Raw genomic sequence first — 18574 nt, 5'->3', positions numbered from 1 at the left:
CAGCTGACCGAAATAAAAAATGACTTAACGCAGAAATTTATGGCTCAATACAAAACCCAAATCTGCAAGGGATTAGACGAAAAAAAATAAGAGTGCCGACTGGATTAGAACCTAAAAAGTGTTTTCCAAATCGAATTATTGATAGTGCACCCTTGTTTCGGCCTTGTCCGTAGTGTTTAATTTATTGCGCAACGAACGCATATCCGATGACACTTTTTGTTCGATGACCCTAGCGTAGATTTGCGTTGTGGAAAGCTTCGTATGACCGAGTAGTTTTGAAACGGTCTCAATGGGCACACCATTCGAAAGCGTAACAGTAGTTGCAAACGTATGCCTTGCTGCGTGGAACGTAAGCTTCTTATTGATTTTTAGGATAGCAGCTACTTCCTTCAAATATTTATTTATTTTCTGATTGGAAAATACCGGCAGCAATTTTTCGCTTTTGTTTTCAGTTCCCTGGTCATACTTTTTCAGGATGTCAAGGGCTTTATCCAAAAGCGGAATTTTTACAGGTTCATCGTTCTTTTCCCTTTTTGTGAATATCCAGTAATCCCCATCGATGCCTCGTACAATATGGTCATCGCAAAGTAATTTTACATCAATATAGGACAGACCCGTATAACAGGCAAAAACAAAAACGTCCCTTGTTTTCTGGTGCATCCCTTTTGAAAGCTGACCGGATTCCAGAACTTCAAGTTCCGATTGGGATAAAAATGCCCGTTGGTGTTTTGTGAACTTTAGTGAGAACCTTACAAAAGGGTCTTTCTCTACCCATTCCAACCGGAGGGCAAGGTTCATCATCTTTTTCAAGCGTTCCAAATGTTTCATAACCCCATTGTTCTTGAGGGGCTGGGAACGGTTTATCGACTTTCCGTTACGTAGGAACTGCTCAAAGTCAATGATAAATTTATAGGACAGTTGTTTCAAGAAAACGTCATTGGTCTTTAGTTTGTGCTTCAGATACCGTACGATATAGCGTTCCGTAGTGAAATAATTTTTTAAAGTGCCGGGCTTGAGTACCGAAACCATATTCTTGTTATGGTAGGACACCAATTGAAGCAGCGTCTTGTGCTGTTCATCTTCCCCGAGGTAACGGGCTTTGATGGCCTGGGCGGTAACATATTTGGATTCGCCCAGAAGCTGTTTGTGGCAAGCCAACAAATCGGAATACACTTGGTCAAGGTAAACATTTAGTGCCTTGCCGTCGGAAGTCCTAAGAGCTGACCTCTTGGCACGGGTATCCCAATAGGTAACCGATGTAGATCGTTTTAAACTGATTTCGGCACGTTTTCCATCGACCGTGATACGGGCATAAATGGGCGCAAAATCATCTTTTGCTTTGGCCATACTCAGCCAAAAATGAATGGTAAAAGTCTTTGAAGTCTGCATAAACTCTCGCTTTAAGTGAATAATCGATTTGTTTACGAAAGTCAAATCGCTGCGAAAGTCAAGTCTATTGAATTACCAATGTAGTGAAAATTCTGGTAATAAATCAGGTAACCGAATAGGTAACCTTTGAATTGATATTAAAGCCAATCTTATGATTTTAAGAAAAATGAAAATCCTTGATTTTCATAAGATTAGCTATATTTTGGTGTCTATTGACACCGTAATTGTCGGGGTGGCAGGATTCGAACCTGCGACCTCCTGCTCCCAAAGCAGGCGCGATGACCGGGCTACGCTACACCCCGAGGTGTATTTCTATTTAAAAAGTTTTGCGGAGAGACAGGGATTCGAACCCTGGCGACGGTTACCCGTCGACAGATTAGCAATCTGCTCCATTACCACTCTGGCACCTCTCCTAAGAACGTTAACGTCTCTCTCAAAACGCGGATGCAAATGTATATTTAATCATTCAAAACACCAAATGATTTTGAAGAATAAAACCATTTTTTTTATGATTTTTTCCAATGAACGTATATCTTTCTAACAGACAGATTTTTAGAAAAAATTTTTGTTATTCAGGGTATTCTATGCGCAGGTGATAGATGTTATTCAGTTTGGATTTCAGTACCTTTTTTATAAGCTGAATTTCCTTAAAAGTAATATTAGCATTTAGAAACTGACCCTCATCCATCTGTTTATTAATAATTTTCTCTACAAAGGAATCTATTAATATTGAGGTAGGATTCTTCAGGCTTTTACTCGCCGCTTCCACACTATCTGACATCATTAAAATGGCGGTCTCTTTGCTAAAAGGCAACGGACCCGGGTATTGATAATCTTCAATATTGACGTTTTCATCTTGTTCTTGTGCTTTTTTGTAAAAAAAATATACCGTACTGGTTCCATGATGCGTGCGTATAAAATCTATTACACGGTCTGGTAAATTCCGCTTACGGGCAATCTCGATACCATTGATAACGTGATCTATGATAATATCAGCACTTTCCCGGGGGGAAAGATCTTCATGTGTATTAATACCTGTAGATTGATTTTCCACAAAATCAGTAGGGTTCGGCATTTTACCTATGTCGTGATAGAGCGCCCCTACCCTTACCAGCATCGCATTGGCTCCTATCTCATTTGCGGCAGCTTCAGCCAGATTGGCTACGTTTAGACTATGGTGAAACGTTCCAGGGGCTTTATTGGCCAGTTCTTTTAGTAACTTGCCATTTGTATCTGATAATTCCAGCAACGACAAATCGCTCACAAGCCCAAAAATTTTCTCGTACGCATAAATAAGTGGCTGCACAAAAAGCGTCGCAAGTCCGCACAGCACAAAGATCCACATGGTATCCAGATTCAGATTTTCAACCGTTCCCTCATGGATTATATGGAATGCAAAGTATGCCAAAATATAAATAAACGTGATCTGACCTACAGAGATAAACAAATTGGCCCGCTTGTATAGTTCTGAAACCGTAAGAATAGTTACAATGCCGGCAATAATTTGCAGGAACATATATTCTGAGGTATTAGGAACTATAAAACCGAGCAGCAACACCGTTATTACATGGGTAAACATGCCCAGTCTGGCATCAAAAAAAGCTTTCAGAACGAGCGGCAGGATACAAAGTGGAACTACATATACATAGTTGGCATCATATTTTACCACAATGGTGGTGATGAAAACCATCAGGATCACATTAAAAAATATAAAAGTGACCTTCGTGTTATTCTCAAAGACTAGTTCCCTATAATTCCTTATAAACAGCAAAAGCATCGTCAAGGCCACCGAAACAAGCAAAACGTATCCAAAAATCACCCAATTGTACTTACTATCGGTCCATGATTTTGATTCATATTCCGCCTTGAGCGAATTGAGCATTTGATAGGTCCCCTCTTCTACTATTTCCCCTTTGGCCACGATACGGCTTCCTTTGCTTACGATCCCACGCGTGGGCGAAATTTTGCTCAGCTCTGCCTGAGTTTCCTTGTCAGTCAACTTTTCGTCAAAAAGCACATTAGGTTGCACAACATCAAAGAAAAGCTCCTTAAACCTGTTTGTTGCATCAGGATATTTACCGTTGCTCACTTTTCTATTAATGAGGGCTGATATTTCATCAGTACCCGTCAATTTATCAAAAACAGTTTCTTCGACTTCATTGCCCCTACGTAGATAAACAGGGCCTTCTACCTCTAGATTTGACATTTCACTTATAACGCCGTATTCATAAAATCCAGTCAATATATTCTCCCCATACTCTTTTAGGACATCCAGTTTATCCCTAAAAATAGAATCAGTAAATACGGTATTGAATTGATTGTTGTATGCTGCTTTTACCTCATCTACAGTCTCTTGATTGTAGGTAAAATAGGGTATAACATTCTCTCTTGCAGTAGCCTGTTCTTCTTCTAGCTCTTCCTTATCTTTAAGGATGGCAAAATCTACCGGAGCATAGAGGTTATCGTACTGCCAGGGTTTATTCTGCTGAAAATCAAATTGGAATTTTCCACTTTTCGGAAAGAGATAAACGATCAATATGGTACTGGCGATGCACAACAGCACTTTATAGAGCGAACCTTGATTTTTATAGAACCTGTTTAATAAATCTTTCATAAACACTTGAACAAGGGCGTAAAAATACTAAAAATTAACCCGTAATGCTTATTTATTCCGAAAGCTGAATTAAGGGATTTTTCGCTTTAATTTGATTAAATTCGCATCACAATACTATTTAAATCCTACACAATGCATACCGAAGTCGTTATCGTCTCAGCCATCCGCACCCCCATAGGCAGTTTTATGGGCAGTCTCTCTACAGTATCTGCTACAGATCTAGGCAAAACCGCAATTAGGGGCGCCCTTGAGAAGATCAATCTGGACCCTAAACTGGTTTCTGAAGTGTATATGGGCAATGTGGTACAGGCCGGTGGGGGGCAGGCGCCAGCACGTCAGGCTGCATTGGGCGCAGGTATCCCTGCAACCGTACCCTGCACGACGGTAAATAAAGTATGTGCCTCTGGTATGAAAGCGGTTATGATGGCGGCACAGTCCATTGCTCTTGGAGATAGCGAGATTGTTGTAGCCGGCGGGATGGAAAATATGAGCCTAATACCTCATTATGTACATATGCGCAACGGACAAAAATTTGGTCCAACAACACTAGTGGACGGTATGCAGCGCGACGGACTCGTAGATGCCTACGACGGAAATGCTATGGGGGTTTGTGCAGATCTCTGCGCAAAAGAACATGATTTTTCAAGAGAGGACCAGGATGCCTACGCTATACAGTCTTACCAGCGTTCTGCAGAGGCCTGGAAAAATGGCAAGTTTAAGGAGGAAATAATTCCAGTAGAAGTTCCTCAGCGACGTGGTGATGCATTATTGATAGAAGAGGATGAAGAATACCAGAATGTGAAAATGGACAAGATTTCCAGCTTGCGTCCCGCTTTTTCAAAAGAAGGGACGGTAACCGCTGCAAACGCAAGTACCATTAATGACGGTGCCGGCGCGGTAATCCTTATGACCCGCGAGAAAGCAAAAGAGCTGAACCTGGAACCTTTATGTATAATTAAAGGGTATGCAGATGCAGCACAAGAGCCGGAATGGTTTACTACCGCTCCTTCCAAAGCATTACCAAAAGCACTGGCAAAAGCCGGTATCAAACAAGAGGAAATCGATTATTTTGAGTTTAACGAAGCATTTTCAGTGGTAGGTTTAGCTAATATGAAACTTCTGGGCCTTACTGATAAAAACGTCAATGTGAACGGTGGGGCTGTTTCCCTGGGTCACCCCTTAGGTTGTAGCGGCGTACGCATTTTAATTACCTTGATCAATGTCCTGAAACAAAACAATGCCAAATTAGGGGCCGCGGCAATTTGCAATGGCGGTGGCGGAGCTTCGGCTATGATTATAGAACGTCCTTAATTATGTCATGGTCCTTAAAAAGAGAACTATAAATCCTACGGAATACTAAATTTAGTTACGACGTCTATAAATTTTCCCAGACTAATAAAACCATAACTTCTTCAAGCTACTTATGAATTACGGCATTTGTCCCCTAAGTATTGTACCCATGCGGCGTGAGACCGCAGACAGCAGTGAGATGATCAACCAGGTGCTCTATGGCGAATATTTCAAGGTTCTTGAAATCCGAAAGAAATGGAGCTTAATTAGATTGGCTCATGACAATTATGAAGGTTGGATAGATAATAAACAATACTTTGAGATTAGTGCAGAAGAATATGAGGATTGTACCAGTAACAGGGAAGTGTACGCCGCAGATCTGATACAAATGATCACAGATGCAAAAAATAATATTCTTTGTATTCCCATGGGCGCATTGCTTACTAATATTAAGTTGATCGAAGGCTTTTATAGCGGATCCAGCACGTATGGGAAAAAACCAAAAAATCAATTTCTTGATACCGCCCTACTCTATCTTAAAAGTCCATACCTATGGGGAGGCCGCACACCCTTTGGACTAGACTGTAGCGGTTTTACGCAAATGGTTTATAAACTAAATGGGTATCATTTGTTACGCGATGCTTCCCAACAAGCGCAGCAAGGTGAAGCCCTTAGTTTTATAGAAGAAAGTGAACCGGGCGATCTCGCTTTTTTTGACAATACCGAAGGGGCAATTATCCATGTGGGCATCATGATGCCCGAAAATCATATAGTTCATTGTCATGGGGAAGTACGCATTGACCGTATTGACCATACGGGAATATATAATGTGGACCGCCGTTTGCACACGCATAGGTTGCGGGTCATAAAACGTATCGTAGAGCAATAGAAGATGCCTGGTATCCATTTGAGGTAACCTTCAAATCAGATTGTATCGGATTAATTCTAAAACAGACTAACTACCCCCTTTAAAATTGCGTACTACAAGTCCTGGCGCAGCTATTTTCTTAAAGACTTCTAAAGATACTTTACCTTATGTTAAGCTATTAATAATTGCTTTGGGCAAACCTTTTCTATACAGTACATTTATCTCAATATTCTAACCAAAAACACTATACTATGAAAAACTACACATTAATCCTTATAGCCTTAGTCACACTGGGAACTGTTTCCTGTAAAAATGATAAGAAGGGTAATGATTCTGAAATGAATGCTACCGAAATGGATTCAACATCTATGGATGAAGAAGCGATGTCCTCTGATATGGAATCAGAAGAAATGACTGTAATGATGGAATCCAAAAGCGACAGTAATGCTAAAGGAACCGTTACGTTTGAACAAGATGATGATGAGATTACCATGACCGCCGATTTTACTGGTCTGGAGCCAGGAACTCACGCCATCCACTTACATGAGAATGCAGACTGTTCAGCAGCTGACGGTACATCTGCCGGCGGACACTGGAACCCAACAAATGAAAAACATGGCAAATGGGGAGATGCAGAAGGCTATCACAAAGGTGATATAGGCAATTTTGAAGCTGACGCCGATGGTAATGGCTCTGTAACTTTTACAACTGATGAATGGTGTGTAGGCTGTGAAGATCCTAATATGAACATCATAGGTAAAGGGATCATAGTACACCAGGGTGGAGATGACTTTACCTCACAACCTAGTGGAGATGCAGGAGCACGCGTTAGCTGTGGTGGTATTATTCAATAAGATACACACAAGCGTTTTTATTATAAGAAAAGCAGTCTCCGGACTGCTTTTTTTTGTTTAAATTCATCGGATGAATGATTTAAGGAGAGTATATGCAACCAGATGATTTGATCCTACGTTTACAGCAAAGGGATGAAAAAGCCTTTGAGAAAATATATGAGATGTATTCAGAAAGTATTTTCGGTGTTATTAACAGTGTCGTACACGATGAAGCAACTTCAGAAGAAATCCTTCAGGATGTCTTCATAAAAGTTTGGGACAACGCAAAATCCTATTCCAACAAAAAGGGTAGGTTTTTTACCTGGTTACTCAATATAGCCAGAAATGCAGCTATTGATAAGACACGCAGCAAAGCCTACAAGAACAAAAAGAAAAACCTCACACACGAATATTTCGTAGATATCCTTGAACATAAAAGCAGTTTTTCCAGTAAAATTGATGCAATAGGTATTCAAAAATATATTGATATACTTGAGCCAATTTGTAAAAAAATCATTGATCTTCTTTTCTTTAAAGGGTACACGCAAAAGGATGCATCAGAAGAATTAAAAATGCCTCTGGGAACAATTAAAACCCGAAATAGGATTTGTATAAATAAATTGAGGGAAATTCTAGCAGAATAATAATCATCATGAATATTCAAGAATATATATCATCAGGAATACTTGAACTTTACGTTTGCGGTGCGCTAACTGAAGAAGAAAGTCGGGAAGTTTCCGCAACCCTGCGGGAGCATGAAGAAGTACGCTCTGAAGTAGAAGAAATTGAATCAGCGCTTCAAAGTCTGGGAATAGCAGCCGCGCCTTACAATCCTGAAAAGTTATTGGCCGCTATCAAGGCTAAATTGGGTGAAAAAGGGTCTAAGGTGGTCTCTATTCCGCAGGAAAAGTCCGTGAAGAGGCAGCGCGTATTGATGTACTTAAGCTTGGCGGCTTCCATTGCCCTGCTCATTGGTCTTTTCTCCTTGTTGTCTAAAAACAGTCAACTTAGAGAAGAGCTGAACCGTAGCGATGCGCAGCGGGTAGTTTTATCTTCTGAACGTGAATCTGCAGAATCAAAGCTTACAGAAACGCAGAATGATCTCAATGATGCACAGAACATCCTTAATGTATTCAGAGATACCAATACGCTTAAAATCCCATTGGCCGGTCAGGAAGTAGCGCCCCAATCCTATGCCAATGTACTCTGGAACAAAGCGGGAAATAAAGTGTATATAGATGCAAAAGGCCTACCCCAACCTCCTGAAGGAAAGGTGTACCAGGTATGGTCTTTAAAAATGAACCCTCTGGCACCCACAAGTATAGGACTGCTTGAGAATTTTGATCAGGACGAGAATAAAATATTTGAGCTTGACAATCCTAATAACTCTGAAGCTTTTGGGATAACACTTGAACCTGCCGGTGGTAGTAAAACACCTACAATGGCGCAACTCTATACGCTGGGTGCTATCTCGAGTTAACTAAACATCAAATACCTATAAAAAAACTCCCTTAACGGGAGTTTTTTTGTGTATTCAATTCTATTTTGCGATATTCTAAGTTTTAATTTTAAACAGGGCAAAAAAAAAGAATCGCCCAATGCAAGATTGAGCGATTCTCCAACTAACAAAAATCCAAAAAAACTAATCAACCAATAAATTAAATTTCCATTTTAAAATGGGAAATCTTGAATTCCAACTACCCAAGAGATCATAATTCAGATTGATAATTCTTAACAACTACTATACTTACGTAAATTCTTACACCCTGGTTTTCCGTTATGTAAAAAAGAGGCGAAAAACCTAAAATTGGTTATATATGGCCTATTTTTTAGCTATTTTAAAACGAAATAGTATTTTAAAAATATTGCTGTATTCTAGAATATAAATTATATTGAGCACTCAATTCTAAGAAATGAATCCTTCTTCCGCAGGGTGGAGTGTAAAGCAGCTACGGCTGCTTCAAAATACTTCTTTAAAAAATAGCACGAATTGCTACGATGCCACCAAGAAAACAGGATTTATTTATGGCATTTCGGTAGAAGTCCTTACCGCCCAACCGCTGTATTTACACACCTGGAGCATTGAAGAAATAACCAAGGTCAATCTATTTGACGCCCTGGCCTACACCTATAAAAACTACTTCCCCACATTTGATAATTTTATAGAAACCACATTATCGTTTTACGAACAGCTTTCAGGAAACGGTACAAATCCTTTAAAATATCACCAGAGTACAAAAAATTCTTCTTTACGACTTGAAAAAATCATTCATGAAAGGCTAAAAACAAACGATTCAGTTCTTAGAAAAAATTTTAGTGCATCCCTTACGAATGCATTACTTTATATCGATATCATAACTTTTGACGCATTTCTTGATTCAGGGACCGCTCCGCGGAAGAAAGCGACAGATTTTGAATTCCTGATCCTTAACACTATTTGCCTTGCGGTTCAATACAAAAATCAAAGTGGCGAGCAGGACAAGCTCTTGCTGCAACTTTTTCAGAAATCGCTGCGCTATCATAAATTACATAGTACACAGGTAGCAGATCTTGAGTCCCTACACTTAAAAAACATCTTAAAAATTACCGAAAAACGGTATATTTTGGATATTACGAGTCTCGTTTTCTGGAATAATTTTCCAAAAGAAACTCAGGAAGATCATTTTATGTTCCATCTGGCGCAACATCTTGGGCTTTCTTCAGATAACATAGCTCAAATTCGGGAAAATATGACCGATTTTATTGATAAACACAAATCAGTCATTCCTTATTTTAATACTGCTCATCCGCTCAAGCATCTGTACGACCACACCAGTAGTATCGTGAGAACGCTTATTTTAAGGAACCGGAAAAGACTGCACAAAGAAATACTCAACAGCAAAGATTTGGTGCTTCTCCTGGGAAAATCCACCTACAGGGACTTGAGTAAAGAAGAACGAAAAATGGTAAAAAACCAATTGCTGGACATTTGTAAAAGCGTTCCTTCATTGGCCATATTTCTATTGCCGGGAGGGACGATCCTGCTTCCTTTGCTAATACATTATATTCCAGAACTTTTGCCCTCTGCCTTTGATGAAAACCGTATTGAAGATGATTTGCCAGAAAACTAAATAAACGAACTGTTTTCGGTCTTTTTTTAACCGTTTTTAGAGGTTTTTACATCCTTTTTCAAACTGGTTTTTCGGTATTAACATAGAACTGTTTCTGGCATTTATGCGCTATTCGTAACTTGCCCTTAAACCATTCAATTTTTTATGAAGATTCTCCATACCGCAGACTGGCACATAGGCAAAAAGCTGCACAAACACGATCTTTACAAAGATTTTGACTTGTTCGCAGCTTGGCTTCATGACGTGATCAAAAAGCAGGATATTTCCCTTTTGCTGGTTTCGGGGGACGTTTTTGATCTTGCGAACCCTTCTTCGGAAGCGCGCCAGCAGTATTACCGTACGCTCATGCAGCTGCGCGGTCTAAACTGCACCGTTATAATAACCGGTGGCAACCATGACTCCCCAGATATGCTCAATGCACCTAAAGAACTTTTAAAAGCTTTAGATGTGCACGTACAGGGCGGTATTCCTAAAAATATTGAAGAATGCCTGATTCCGGTGTATGACAAAGATAAAAAGCTAGAATTAGTTGTTGCCGCACTCCCTTATCTGCGTGATGCTGATCTAAGAAAAACAGCGGTGGGCAATAGTTATGAAGATCGTCTGGAGCAAATACGGGAAGGCATAAAGAACACTTTTGCGCACGTGGCAGAATTGGCTATAGAACACTATCCCGATCTTCCCATTCTTGCGATGGCGCACCTCTTTACAGCGGGCATTGAACCCTCAGAAAGCGAGCGGGATATTCAGGTGGGCAACCAGGCGGCATTTAGTGCGGCGCAATTTGGCGATTGTTTCAAGTATATCGCGCTGGGGCATATACATAAACCCCAACGCGTAAATGCGCTTGTGCCGGCTTTTTACAGCGGTTCACCACTTCCTTTGTCTTTTAGCGAACGTACTGATGAAAAGCGCGTTTTAGTGTTAGATACTGAAAAATCATGGGAACACGAGAGTATCGCCGTTCCCAGTTTTAGAAAACTACTGAAAATTAGCGGAGACCTTACAGCGCTGCGGAAAAAGTTGGACGCCCTTCAAGAACATACTGGACTCGATTCTTTAATTGAAATTGAGTTGAAAGAAGCACAGTACGATGCCACGAAAATTATTGATCTGGACGATATGGTTACCGGTTTTGCAAAACCGGGATATGAGATCGTAAAGCACCGTGCAACTTTTATAGAGCGCCAGCAAAGTGCTTCCCAGTTGTATGGAGAAGTGGCGAAGCTGGAAGATCTTGAACCTAAAGACGTTTTTGAAAAGCGTATTGATGAGCATCCTTATGACCACAGCACCAGACAGGATATTATAAGCGCTTTTGATGAACTGCTGGAAATCGCCCAAAAAGACAACAGTTTATGAAGATTCTAAAAGTTGCGTTTGAGAATATCAATTCGCTGCGCGGAAAACATGAAATTGACTTTACAAAAGAGCCGTTTAAAACAAATGCGCTCTTTGCCATTACCGGTCCCACGGGCAGCGGAAAAAGTACCATTCTTGACGTGATTGCCCTTGCGCTTTTTAACCAGGTGCCCAGGCTGGGCCGTATTACGCGAAATGAAATTATTGCAAAAGGCGCCCTTCTGACCCGTAACCAAAAGAACGCAAGTGCCGCCGTCACCTATTCCTGCAAAAACGGGAATTTTATATCTCAATGGAGCATTTCCACAAATCGAAACGACAACCTGCGGGATTATGAAATGGCGCTTTTCAATGCAGATACGGAAACCCTTTTTGACCTAAAAAAATCTGATGTTCCAGCAAAAAACGAAGAGCTCATAGGCTTAAGCTACAGTCAGTTTATAAAATCGGTTTTACTGGCGCAAGGGGAATTTGCCCAATTCTTACAGGCAAAAAGGGATGAACGCGGCGAACTATTGGAAAAAATAACCGGTACGGGAATCTATCGCCGCCTGGGACAATTGGCCTTTGAGAAGTTCAAGCTTGAAAATCAGGAAATCAAAGACCAGCAAATCATTATCAATAATAAAACGGAAGAACTGCTGGACGCGAAACTTGCCGAGGAACATAAAACGGAACTTGCCGAGCGGGAAAAGTCGATTCTTCCTTTAACCACGGAAATTGAGCAACTTCAGAAAAAAATCAGTTTAAAAGAATCCATTTCCAATCAAGAAAAGGAAATAGCTCAAACAAAGGAAAAACAGGAAAAGGAGAGGGAAAAACTGCTCATTTTTGATGAAAAACAAGGTGTTTTACTCAAAAATCACGAGAAACTGGAACCTTTTGCCCAGCAAATAACACACTGGGAACAGCTCAATACAGCGCAGCAAGAACTACTTACGGAACAAAAAAAGAACGAAAATGAAATAAAAAATGCTGCTGAACAAAAGAAAGCGCTACAAACAGCAGTTTTTAAACTTATAAAAAAGCAAACCACACCTGAAAATACAGTTGCTGCACTCCAGGAATTTGCCTTAAAAGTAGAGAAGCTTCAGCAGCAGCGAAAAGAGAAACGCAGCGAGCATAAAGCCCTAAAACAACAGTTTGACAATAGTATAAAGGACACAGCTTTTAACCTTCACAAAGACATTTCCAAGAGCTGTATTCAGTTGGAAAACCAGCTAAAACAGTCAGAAAACAGCCTAAATACGTTAAAAAACGACCTTGGCGAAATAGATTTAAAACGTCCTGAAAATGAGAAAAAACGCCTGCGAGATACCATAAAATCTTTGAACGCTTCGCTCTCCCTTCAGGAAAAAATAGAGACCGCTGCCTCAGCCTTAAAAAATACGCTCAAAGAGGAGGAGGAACTTGAAAAACAAGAACAAAGCTTACCGAAAGAAATAGAACTTACCACTGCAAAAAAAGACCGCTACAAAGCAGAGCAGGAAAAACTGGAAACACAACGGCAGAATCAACGTTTGCAGGCCAGTCTTACACAACATAGAAACCATTTGAAAGAAGGAGAAGCCTGTCCACTTTGTGGCGCGCTTGAGCATCCTTATGCGACCAAGCTTCCAGAACAAAACGATAAGCTCAAAATTGCGCTGGAAGAAGCCGAAAAAGAGTTCCTTTTTTGGAACAGAAAGAACATTCAGCAGGTAACAGAACTTGAACATGTAAAAAAGAACAGGGCGTCCTTAAATAGCAAATACGAAAAACAGGAAATTGAATTAAAAACCCTGCAAAAGACGCTAAATACCCAGTTGAAGGACCGGGAACTTAAAGACTCTTCCTCCTGGTTGCAGGAAGTTGATCTTAAAGAACATCAACTGGAAACCCTTGAACTTTATGAAAAAGAGGACCGCTATCACGAAGCCCTTTCAAACGCCCTTCCGCTTCTTCAAAAAATGAAGGAGATTATTGAAGAAGGTACAGAACTGAGCCGAATAATTGAAAATCTTTATGGTGGAACTGACGTTCGTACTGAAACACAAAGCTTACAGAATAAGTGGATTTCCCATAAGGAAAAAGAAAAAAATCTAGAAAATTATAGTTTTCAGATCGAAGAAAAACGGTCTAAAAGTGCTGAAAATCTGGAAAAATTGAGTTCTAATCTGGTGCCACAATTGCAAAACCTCGGTTTTGAGACTATTTCTACGGCCAGGAATAATGTATTAGAGCACAGTAATTATGCAGCCCTAAGGAGCGAACGGGCAAACCTTATCCTTCAGATAGCCAACCAAAAAAGCACTTTAGAGACTTTAGAAAAACAACTTGATCAGTATCAAAAGGAAGATATAACTTCCAGTAAGGAAGAATTGATGGACAAGTTGGGAAAAACCAAAATCGAACTCGAAGATTTGAGGGAAAAATGTGAAAACCTTAAATACCTTCTCAAAAACGATGAGGACCGACTTCAGATTATTTCAAACTTAAAAGAGAAAATCAGTAGAAAGGAGAAAGAAAATATGCGCTGGCGCCTGCTTAACGAACTAATAGGGGATGCAAACGGCAAAAAATTTAATGAATTTGCCCAGCATCTTACCCTTACACAATTATTGCGACTGGCAAATACAAGACTCAAGGATCTCAGCGACAGATATAGACTAGACACGCCAATGGATGAGGAAGATGACAGCCTGGTCACCATAGATGAACATATGGGGGGTCAACGACGCTCTGTAAAAACGTTGTCTGGTGGGGAAACCTTTATACTGAGCCTGTCAATGGCGCTCGCACTTTCTGACCTTGCATCCCGCAATGTGGAGATCAACAGTCTTTTTATAGATGAAGGTTTTGGCACTTTAGATCCAGAAACGCTCGATCAGACACTAGACACTTTAGAACGGTTACAAGCCTCATCTTCAAAAACCATTGGCATTATTAGCCACGTAGATTCTTTAAAGGAACGCATTGCGACGCAGATCCAGCTGAAAAGAAATGGTCAGGGTTATAGTTCCTTAAAAATAATTTGATTGGGTACTACTTACGTAATTTTCTAAATGCGCTTTTAGGCTTTTTAATAATTAGTAATCCTTAGATTAATAATAAAAACCTAGCTTTTGTGGCGAGGTTTTTATTATTAGTGGTTGAGTTTGAATATATTCCTAATCCTTAATATCATTAATTTCATCAATTAAATTGGCAACCAGCGCTGTCCACCCAGTTTGGTGTGAAGCTCCTACTCCTCTACCATTGTCTCCATGAAAATATTCATAGAACAAGATTAAATTTTCAAAATACTCATCCTTGTATTGATCACTATGCAAACGATGAACAGGCCTTTCGCCTTGTGCATCTTTTTCAAAAATCTTTAATAGCCGCTTACTCAAATCAACACTTATATCGAGAAGGTTTTTAGTATTGCCGCTTTCCGAAGGATAATCAAAAGTAAGTGATTCACCGTAATAGGCATGGTACTGTTTGAGGGAATGGATAAACAAATAATTCATGGGCATCCATATCGGGCCGCGCCAGTTGGAGTTACCTCCAAACATACCGGTAGAAGATTCTGCCGGTTCATAATTTATACTATAGGTTACCCCATGAATATTTATCGTGTACGGATTTTCATGAGCCTTGGAAAGGGATCGTATCCCATAATCGCTAAGGAATTCTTTTTCCCTGAACAACGTACTCATCAGTATCTGCGCGCGTTCTTTAGGCACTAAAGAAAGTAAAAGATCCTTCCCCTCTTCAAAATCCTGAATAACCGGATATTTGAGCGTTCGCATGCGGTATTTCTTGAACCACTCCACGCTATATTTAAATTGGGGCAGTGCATTGAGCGTTTCCTTTTTTACAGTCAAAATCGCGGTAAGGGACAACAAACCTACAATAGATCTGACTTTTATAGGTTGAAAACCACCATCGTCGTAAACTAATTTATCATAGAAAAACCCTTGTTCTTCGTCCCAAACCCCTATATATTCCTCACTTATCGTATTTAATGCTTCTGCTATAAACACAAAATGCCCAAAATATTTAGTGGCCATTTCTTCGTAAGCAATATCTATCAAAGCGATTTCGATACTGATCTCAAGCATATTGAGACAATACAAAGCCATCCAGCTGGTACCATCTACCTGCTCCAGGTGCGCATCCCCGGGAATACCGTGGCTTCTATCAAAAACACCTATGTTATCCATACCCAGGAAACCACCTTCAAAAACATTATTTTGCGTGCGGTCTTCCCTATTTACCCACCAGGTAAAATTGAGCGCTAGTTTATTGAAGATACGCTTAAGAAAATTGATGTCCGTTTTGCCGGTTTTTTCCTTTTCAATGGTATAAATACGCATCGCCGCCCATGCCTGTACAGGTGGATTTACATCACTAAAAGACCATTCATAAGCTGGAATCTGACCATTAGGCGCCATATACCATTCTTTAGTGAACAAAAGAAGTTGGTTTTTAGCAAATTCTGAATCTACCAGTGCCATAGTAACGCAATGAAAAGCAGAATCCCATGCAGCGTACCAGGGATATTCCCAGGAATCTGGCATCAACATTATATCATGGTTGCGCAGCGTTTTCCATTCTCTGTTTCGGCCGTATTTGCGCTCCTGGGGTGGATCAGGCTCTTTAGGATCACCATTCAACCAGGTTTCCACATCATAATTATAATACCGCTTGGACCAAAGCAAACCAGAAAGGGCCTGTCTTTCAATATGCTGAGTCTCTTTGCTATTACACTTGGTTATAGCGTTGTAAAAGTCGTCACACTCCTCTATGCGCTGATTGAAAATGGTCTCAAAATCGGTATTTAATGGATCCTCCAGCTTATTTTCGGTTAGGCGGAGCTTAATGCTATAGGTCTCACCACCCTGTATTTCGCGTTCATAATGTGGTGAAAATTTTGTACCCTCTCCCCTTTCCGTAGCTATGGAAAAGTCATTTTCTATTACCGCATTATGAAATAGGTCCTTTTTAAAATGGTGATCGTTAGGCGTATTGAATATCCTTTCGTTATTGGTTTCATTTTCAGTAAACAAAAGCCGGTCTGCCTTATCAAAATAAAGAAAATACTTCCCTACGTAAGGATGATCTATGGAAAGATATTCCGTCTCCCCAGATAACTCCTTTTTCAGGACCGGTTTGTACGGCATTTCCTTAAAATCCCATAGGTTACGGCTCCACAAAATAGGTAGCACATGAATTTTGGCAGCTTCGGAATTTCTATTCGCAATAGATATTTTAATGAGGAGATCATTGTTATCAGCCTTTGCGTATTCTGTAATAACGTCAAAATAAGCATGGTCCTTAAACATTCCCGCATCTGAAATTTCAAATTCCAAGTCATCCTTGCTCCTTTTAGCATTTTCATCCCGAAGGGCAACATAGGGAAACTCATTCTGTGGATATTTGTACAGATGTTTCATGTAGGAATGCGTCGGCGTATTCTCAAGATGATAATACAGCTCCTTTACATCTTCCCCATGATTTCCCTCTGGCCCGGATAGACCGAACAAACGCTCTTTGAGCAAGGGGTCTTTTCCGTTCCATAGACTTACACCAAAGCAAATATTACAGTAGCGGTCTGTGATTCCCGCCAGGCCATCTTCCCCCCATCTATATGTCCTGCTTCGTGCCTGGTCGTGATCCAGGTATTGCCAGGCATTACCCTCGGCACTATAATCTTCACGAACGGTACCCCATTGCCTATCGCTCAGGTAAGGTCCCCACAGCAACCAGTCTTTCTCATCTGCATAATTTGCGGCCAGTCTTTTATGCTCTTCTGTATTATTATCCATTTGTTGTAAATCCTGGATAGCAGGTCATACCACCATCTACGTATATTGTTGTACCATTGATATATTCAGATTCATCAGAAGCCAGCCATACCGCTGCACTACCAATATCTTCTGGAATACCAATTCTTTTGTAAGGAATAAGCTCATTGAGCTTTTGCAGAGCTTCTTCTGTATCCCATGCATCCTGGTTTATATTTGTTTTAATGGCGCCGGGGGCAATACTATTGCACCGTATTTTCTTCGAGGCATATTCCTGGCAAATACTTTCCATCAACATGACGATGCCTCCTTTTGAAGCAGCATAATTGACATGACCAGCCCATGGAATAATTTGGTGTACAGAACTCATATGTATTATTTTACCAAGGGAAGATGATACTTCTGGGCGCATACCACGCGACATAAATTCCTTCAGGGCTTCCCTTGCACATAAAAACTGCCCGGTAAGATTAACATCAATGACCAGTTGCCAGTCTTCTATACTCATCTCATGCATTGGCGCATCACGCTGCAGCCCTGCATTGGGAATACAAATATCAACAGTTCCAAAATGGTCTATGGTCTGTTTGAACATATGCTGAACCTGATCCTCCTTACTCACATCGCATTTTATTGCAATGGCATCACCACACTTGTTATTTATACTAATCTGGTGGGCTACTTCTTCTGCCTTTTCTGGGTTGCTAATGTAATTTACAACAACATTTGCGCCGTCCAGGCCAATTGCCGTAGCCACTGCCTCTCCTATTCCAGAATTAGCACCTGTTACAATACAGGTTTGACCACGTAGCCTATCATTGGGTTTTTGCATATTTTTAATCGTTTAGTTGATTTATAATCATAAAAAAAATGGGTTTTTAAACCCATTTTTTTAATATTTGTTTTGTGGTGTAGATGTTCGTACACCAAATTCTTTCTGATGGATAAATGTTTGTACCTGTACTTTTAAATCCAATACCGAAGCTTTAAGGTTTTTGACTAAAATTGCCAAAACACCGTGACGGTTGACATATGCCTCTTCTGTAGTAATAACATTATCCCTATTACAACTCTTTAGAAAAGCTTCATGGATCTCAAGAGGATTTACAATTTCTTTCAAAATTTTATTTGCCATTGTGCGGAGATTGAAATTGACATCCCTGCTAATCTGTTCTCCTCCATGATTAGGAAGGTTTTTATCTTGCACTAACCGCTGAAACACTTCGATTTGATCAAGATACAATTGTGCTTCTTTCAACCATTCCTTAGTTTCAAATTGAAGAAGCTTCATCTTAGTGCTAATGGTATTTAAAACCTGATTTGTCATAAGCATC

Annotated in this window: 13 protein-coding genes and 2 tRNA genes; 8 read left to right on the top strand and 7 right to left on the bottom strand. The window is 40.2% G+C overall.

Features of this window, described 5'->3' with window-relative positions; translation table 11 throughout:
- Positions 1–135: 135 nt before the first annotated feature.
- From P162_RS14615 to P162_RS14600, 4 genes are all read right to left on the bottom strand, one after another.
- Positions 136–1389: a site-specific integrase gene (locus P162_RS14615; RefSeq protein WP_031428408.1), complete on the bottom strand. Its 1254-nt coding sequence runs from the start codon at positions 1387–1389 to the stop codon at positions 136–138.
- A gap of 227 nt (positions 1390–1616) precedes the next feature.
- Positions 1617–1691, bottom strand: a tRNA-Pro gene (locus tag P162_RS14610).
- Positions 1692–1718: 27 nt separating this feature from the next.
- Positions 1719–1802: transfer RNA gene (locus P162_RS14605), tRNA-Ser, on the bottom strand.
- 155 nt (positions 1803–1957) lie between these two features.
- Positions 1958–4003 (bottom strand): HD family phosphohydrolase, encoded by a 2046-nt coding sequence (locus P162_RS14600; RefSeq protein WP_031428407.1) that lies wholly within the window; start codon positions 4001–4003, stop codon positions 1958–1960.
- Between the two features lie 132 nt (positions 4004–4135).
- Between P162_RS14600 and P162_RS14595 the strand changes: the two genes are divergently transcribed.
- The 8 genes from P162_RS14595 to P162_RS14560 all read left to right on the top strand — a co-directional run bounded on the left by P162_RS14595 (position 4136) and on the right by P162_RS14560 (position 14483).
- Positions 4136–5314 (top strand): acetyl-CoA C-acyltransferase, encoded by a 1179-nt coding sequence (locus P162_RS14595; RefSeq protein WP_031428406.1) that lies wholly within the window; start codon positions 4136–4138, stop codon positions 5312–5314.
- A gap of 112 nt (positions 5315–5426) precedes the next feature.
- Complete coding sequence (locus P162_RS14590; protein WP_031428405.1) at positions 5427–6182, top strand: C40 family peptidase; 756 nt, start codon at positions 5427–5429, stop codon at positions 6180–6182.
- 230 nt (positions 6183–6412) lie between these two features.
- Entirely contained in the window at positions 6413–7015 is a 603-nt protein-coding gene (locus tag P162_RS14585) for a superoxide dismutase family protein (RefSeq protein ID WP_031428404.1), read from the top strand.
- Positions 7016–7107: 92 nt separating this feature from the next.
- Entirely contained in the window at positions 7108–7638 is a 531-nt protein-coding gene (locus P162_RS14580; RefSeq protein WP_031428403.1) for an RNA polymerase sigma factor, read from the top strand.
- A gap of 8 nt (positions 7639–7646) precedes the next feature.
- Positions 7647–8474: an anti-sigma factor domain-containing protein gene (locus P162_RS14575; RefSeq protein WP_031428402.1), complete on the top strand. Its 828-nt coding sequence runs from the start codon at positions 7647–7649 to the stop codon at positions 8472–8474.
- A 433-nt stretch (positions 8475–8907) separates the two neighbouring features.
- Positions 8908–10104, top strand: coding sequence for an LETM1-related biofilm-associated protein (locus P162_RS14570; protein WP_031428401.1), 1197 nt, complete (start codon positions 8908–8910; stop codon positions 10102–10104).
- A gap of 144 nt (positions 10105–10248) precedes the next feature.
- Positions 10249–11466, top strand: coding sequence for an exonuclease SbcCD subunit D C-terminal domain-containing protein (locus P162_RS14565; RefSeq protein WP_031428400.1), 1218 nt, complete (start codon positions 10249–10251; stop codon positions 11464–11466).
- Complete coding sequence (locus P162_RS14560; RefSeq protein ID WP_031428399.1) at positions 11463–14483, top strand: AAA family ATPase; 3021 nt, start codon at positions 11463–11465, stop codon at positions 14481–14483. The genes P162_RS14565 and P162_RS14560 overlap by 4 nt, the downstream gene beginning before the upstream one ends.
- A gap of 132 nt (positions 14484–14615) precedes the next feature.
- On the opposite strand, the gene P162_RS14555 is transcribed toward P162_RS14560, so the two are convergent.
- The 3 genes from P162_RS14555 to P162_RS14545 are packed head-to-tail and all read right to left on the bottom strand — an operon-like array spanning position 14616 to position 18567.
- On the bottom strand, positions 14616–17261 hold the full coding sequence (locus tag P162_RS14555) for an MGH1-like glycoside hydrolase domain-containing protein (protein ID WP_031428398.1): 2646 nt from the start codon (positions 17259–17261) through the stop codon (positions 14616–14618).
- Positions 17254–18072, bottom strand: a complete 819-nt coding sequence (locus P162_RS14550) for an SDR family oxidoreductase (RefSeq protein ID WP_031428397.1) — start codon at positions 18070–18072, stop codon at positions 17254–17256. Before P162_RS14550 ends, P162_RS14555 begins: the two co-directional genes overlap by 8 nt.
- 60 nt (positions 18073–18132) lie before the next feature.
- Positions 18133–18567: a hypothetical protein gene (locus tag P162_RS14545; RefSeq protein WP_164076267.1), complete on the bottom strand. Its 435-nt coding sequence runs from the start codon at positions 18565–18567 to the stop codon at positions 18133–18135.
- Positions 18568–18574 lie beyond the last annotated feature (7 nt).

Origin of the sequence: Flavimarina sp. Hel_I_48 (assembly GCF_000733945.1) — a bacterium.
In the GTDB taxonomy this organism is placed as follows: domain Bacteria; phylum Bacteroidota; class Bacteroidia; order Flavobacteriales; family Flavobacteriaceae; genus Leeuwenhoekiella.
This window is presented reverse-complemented; position numbering and strand designations above follow the sequence as displayed.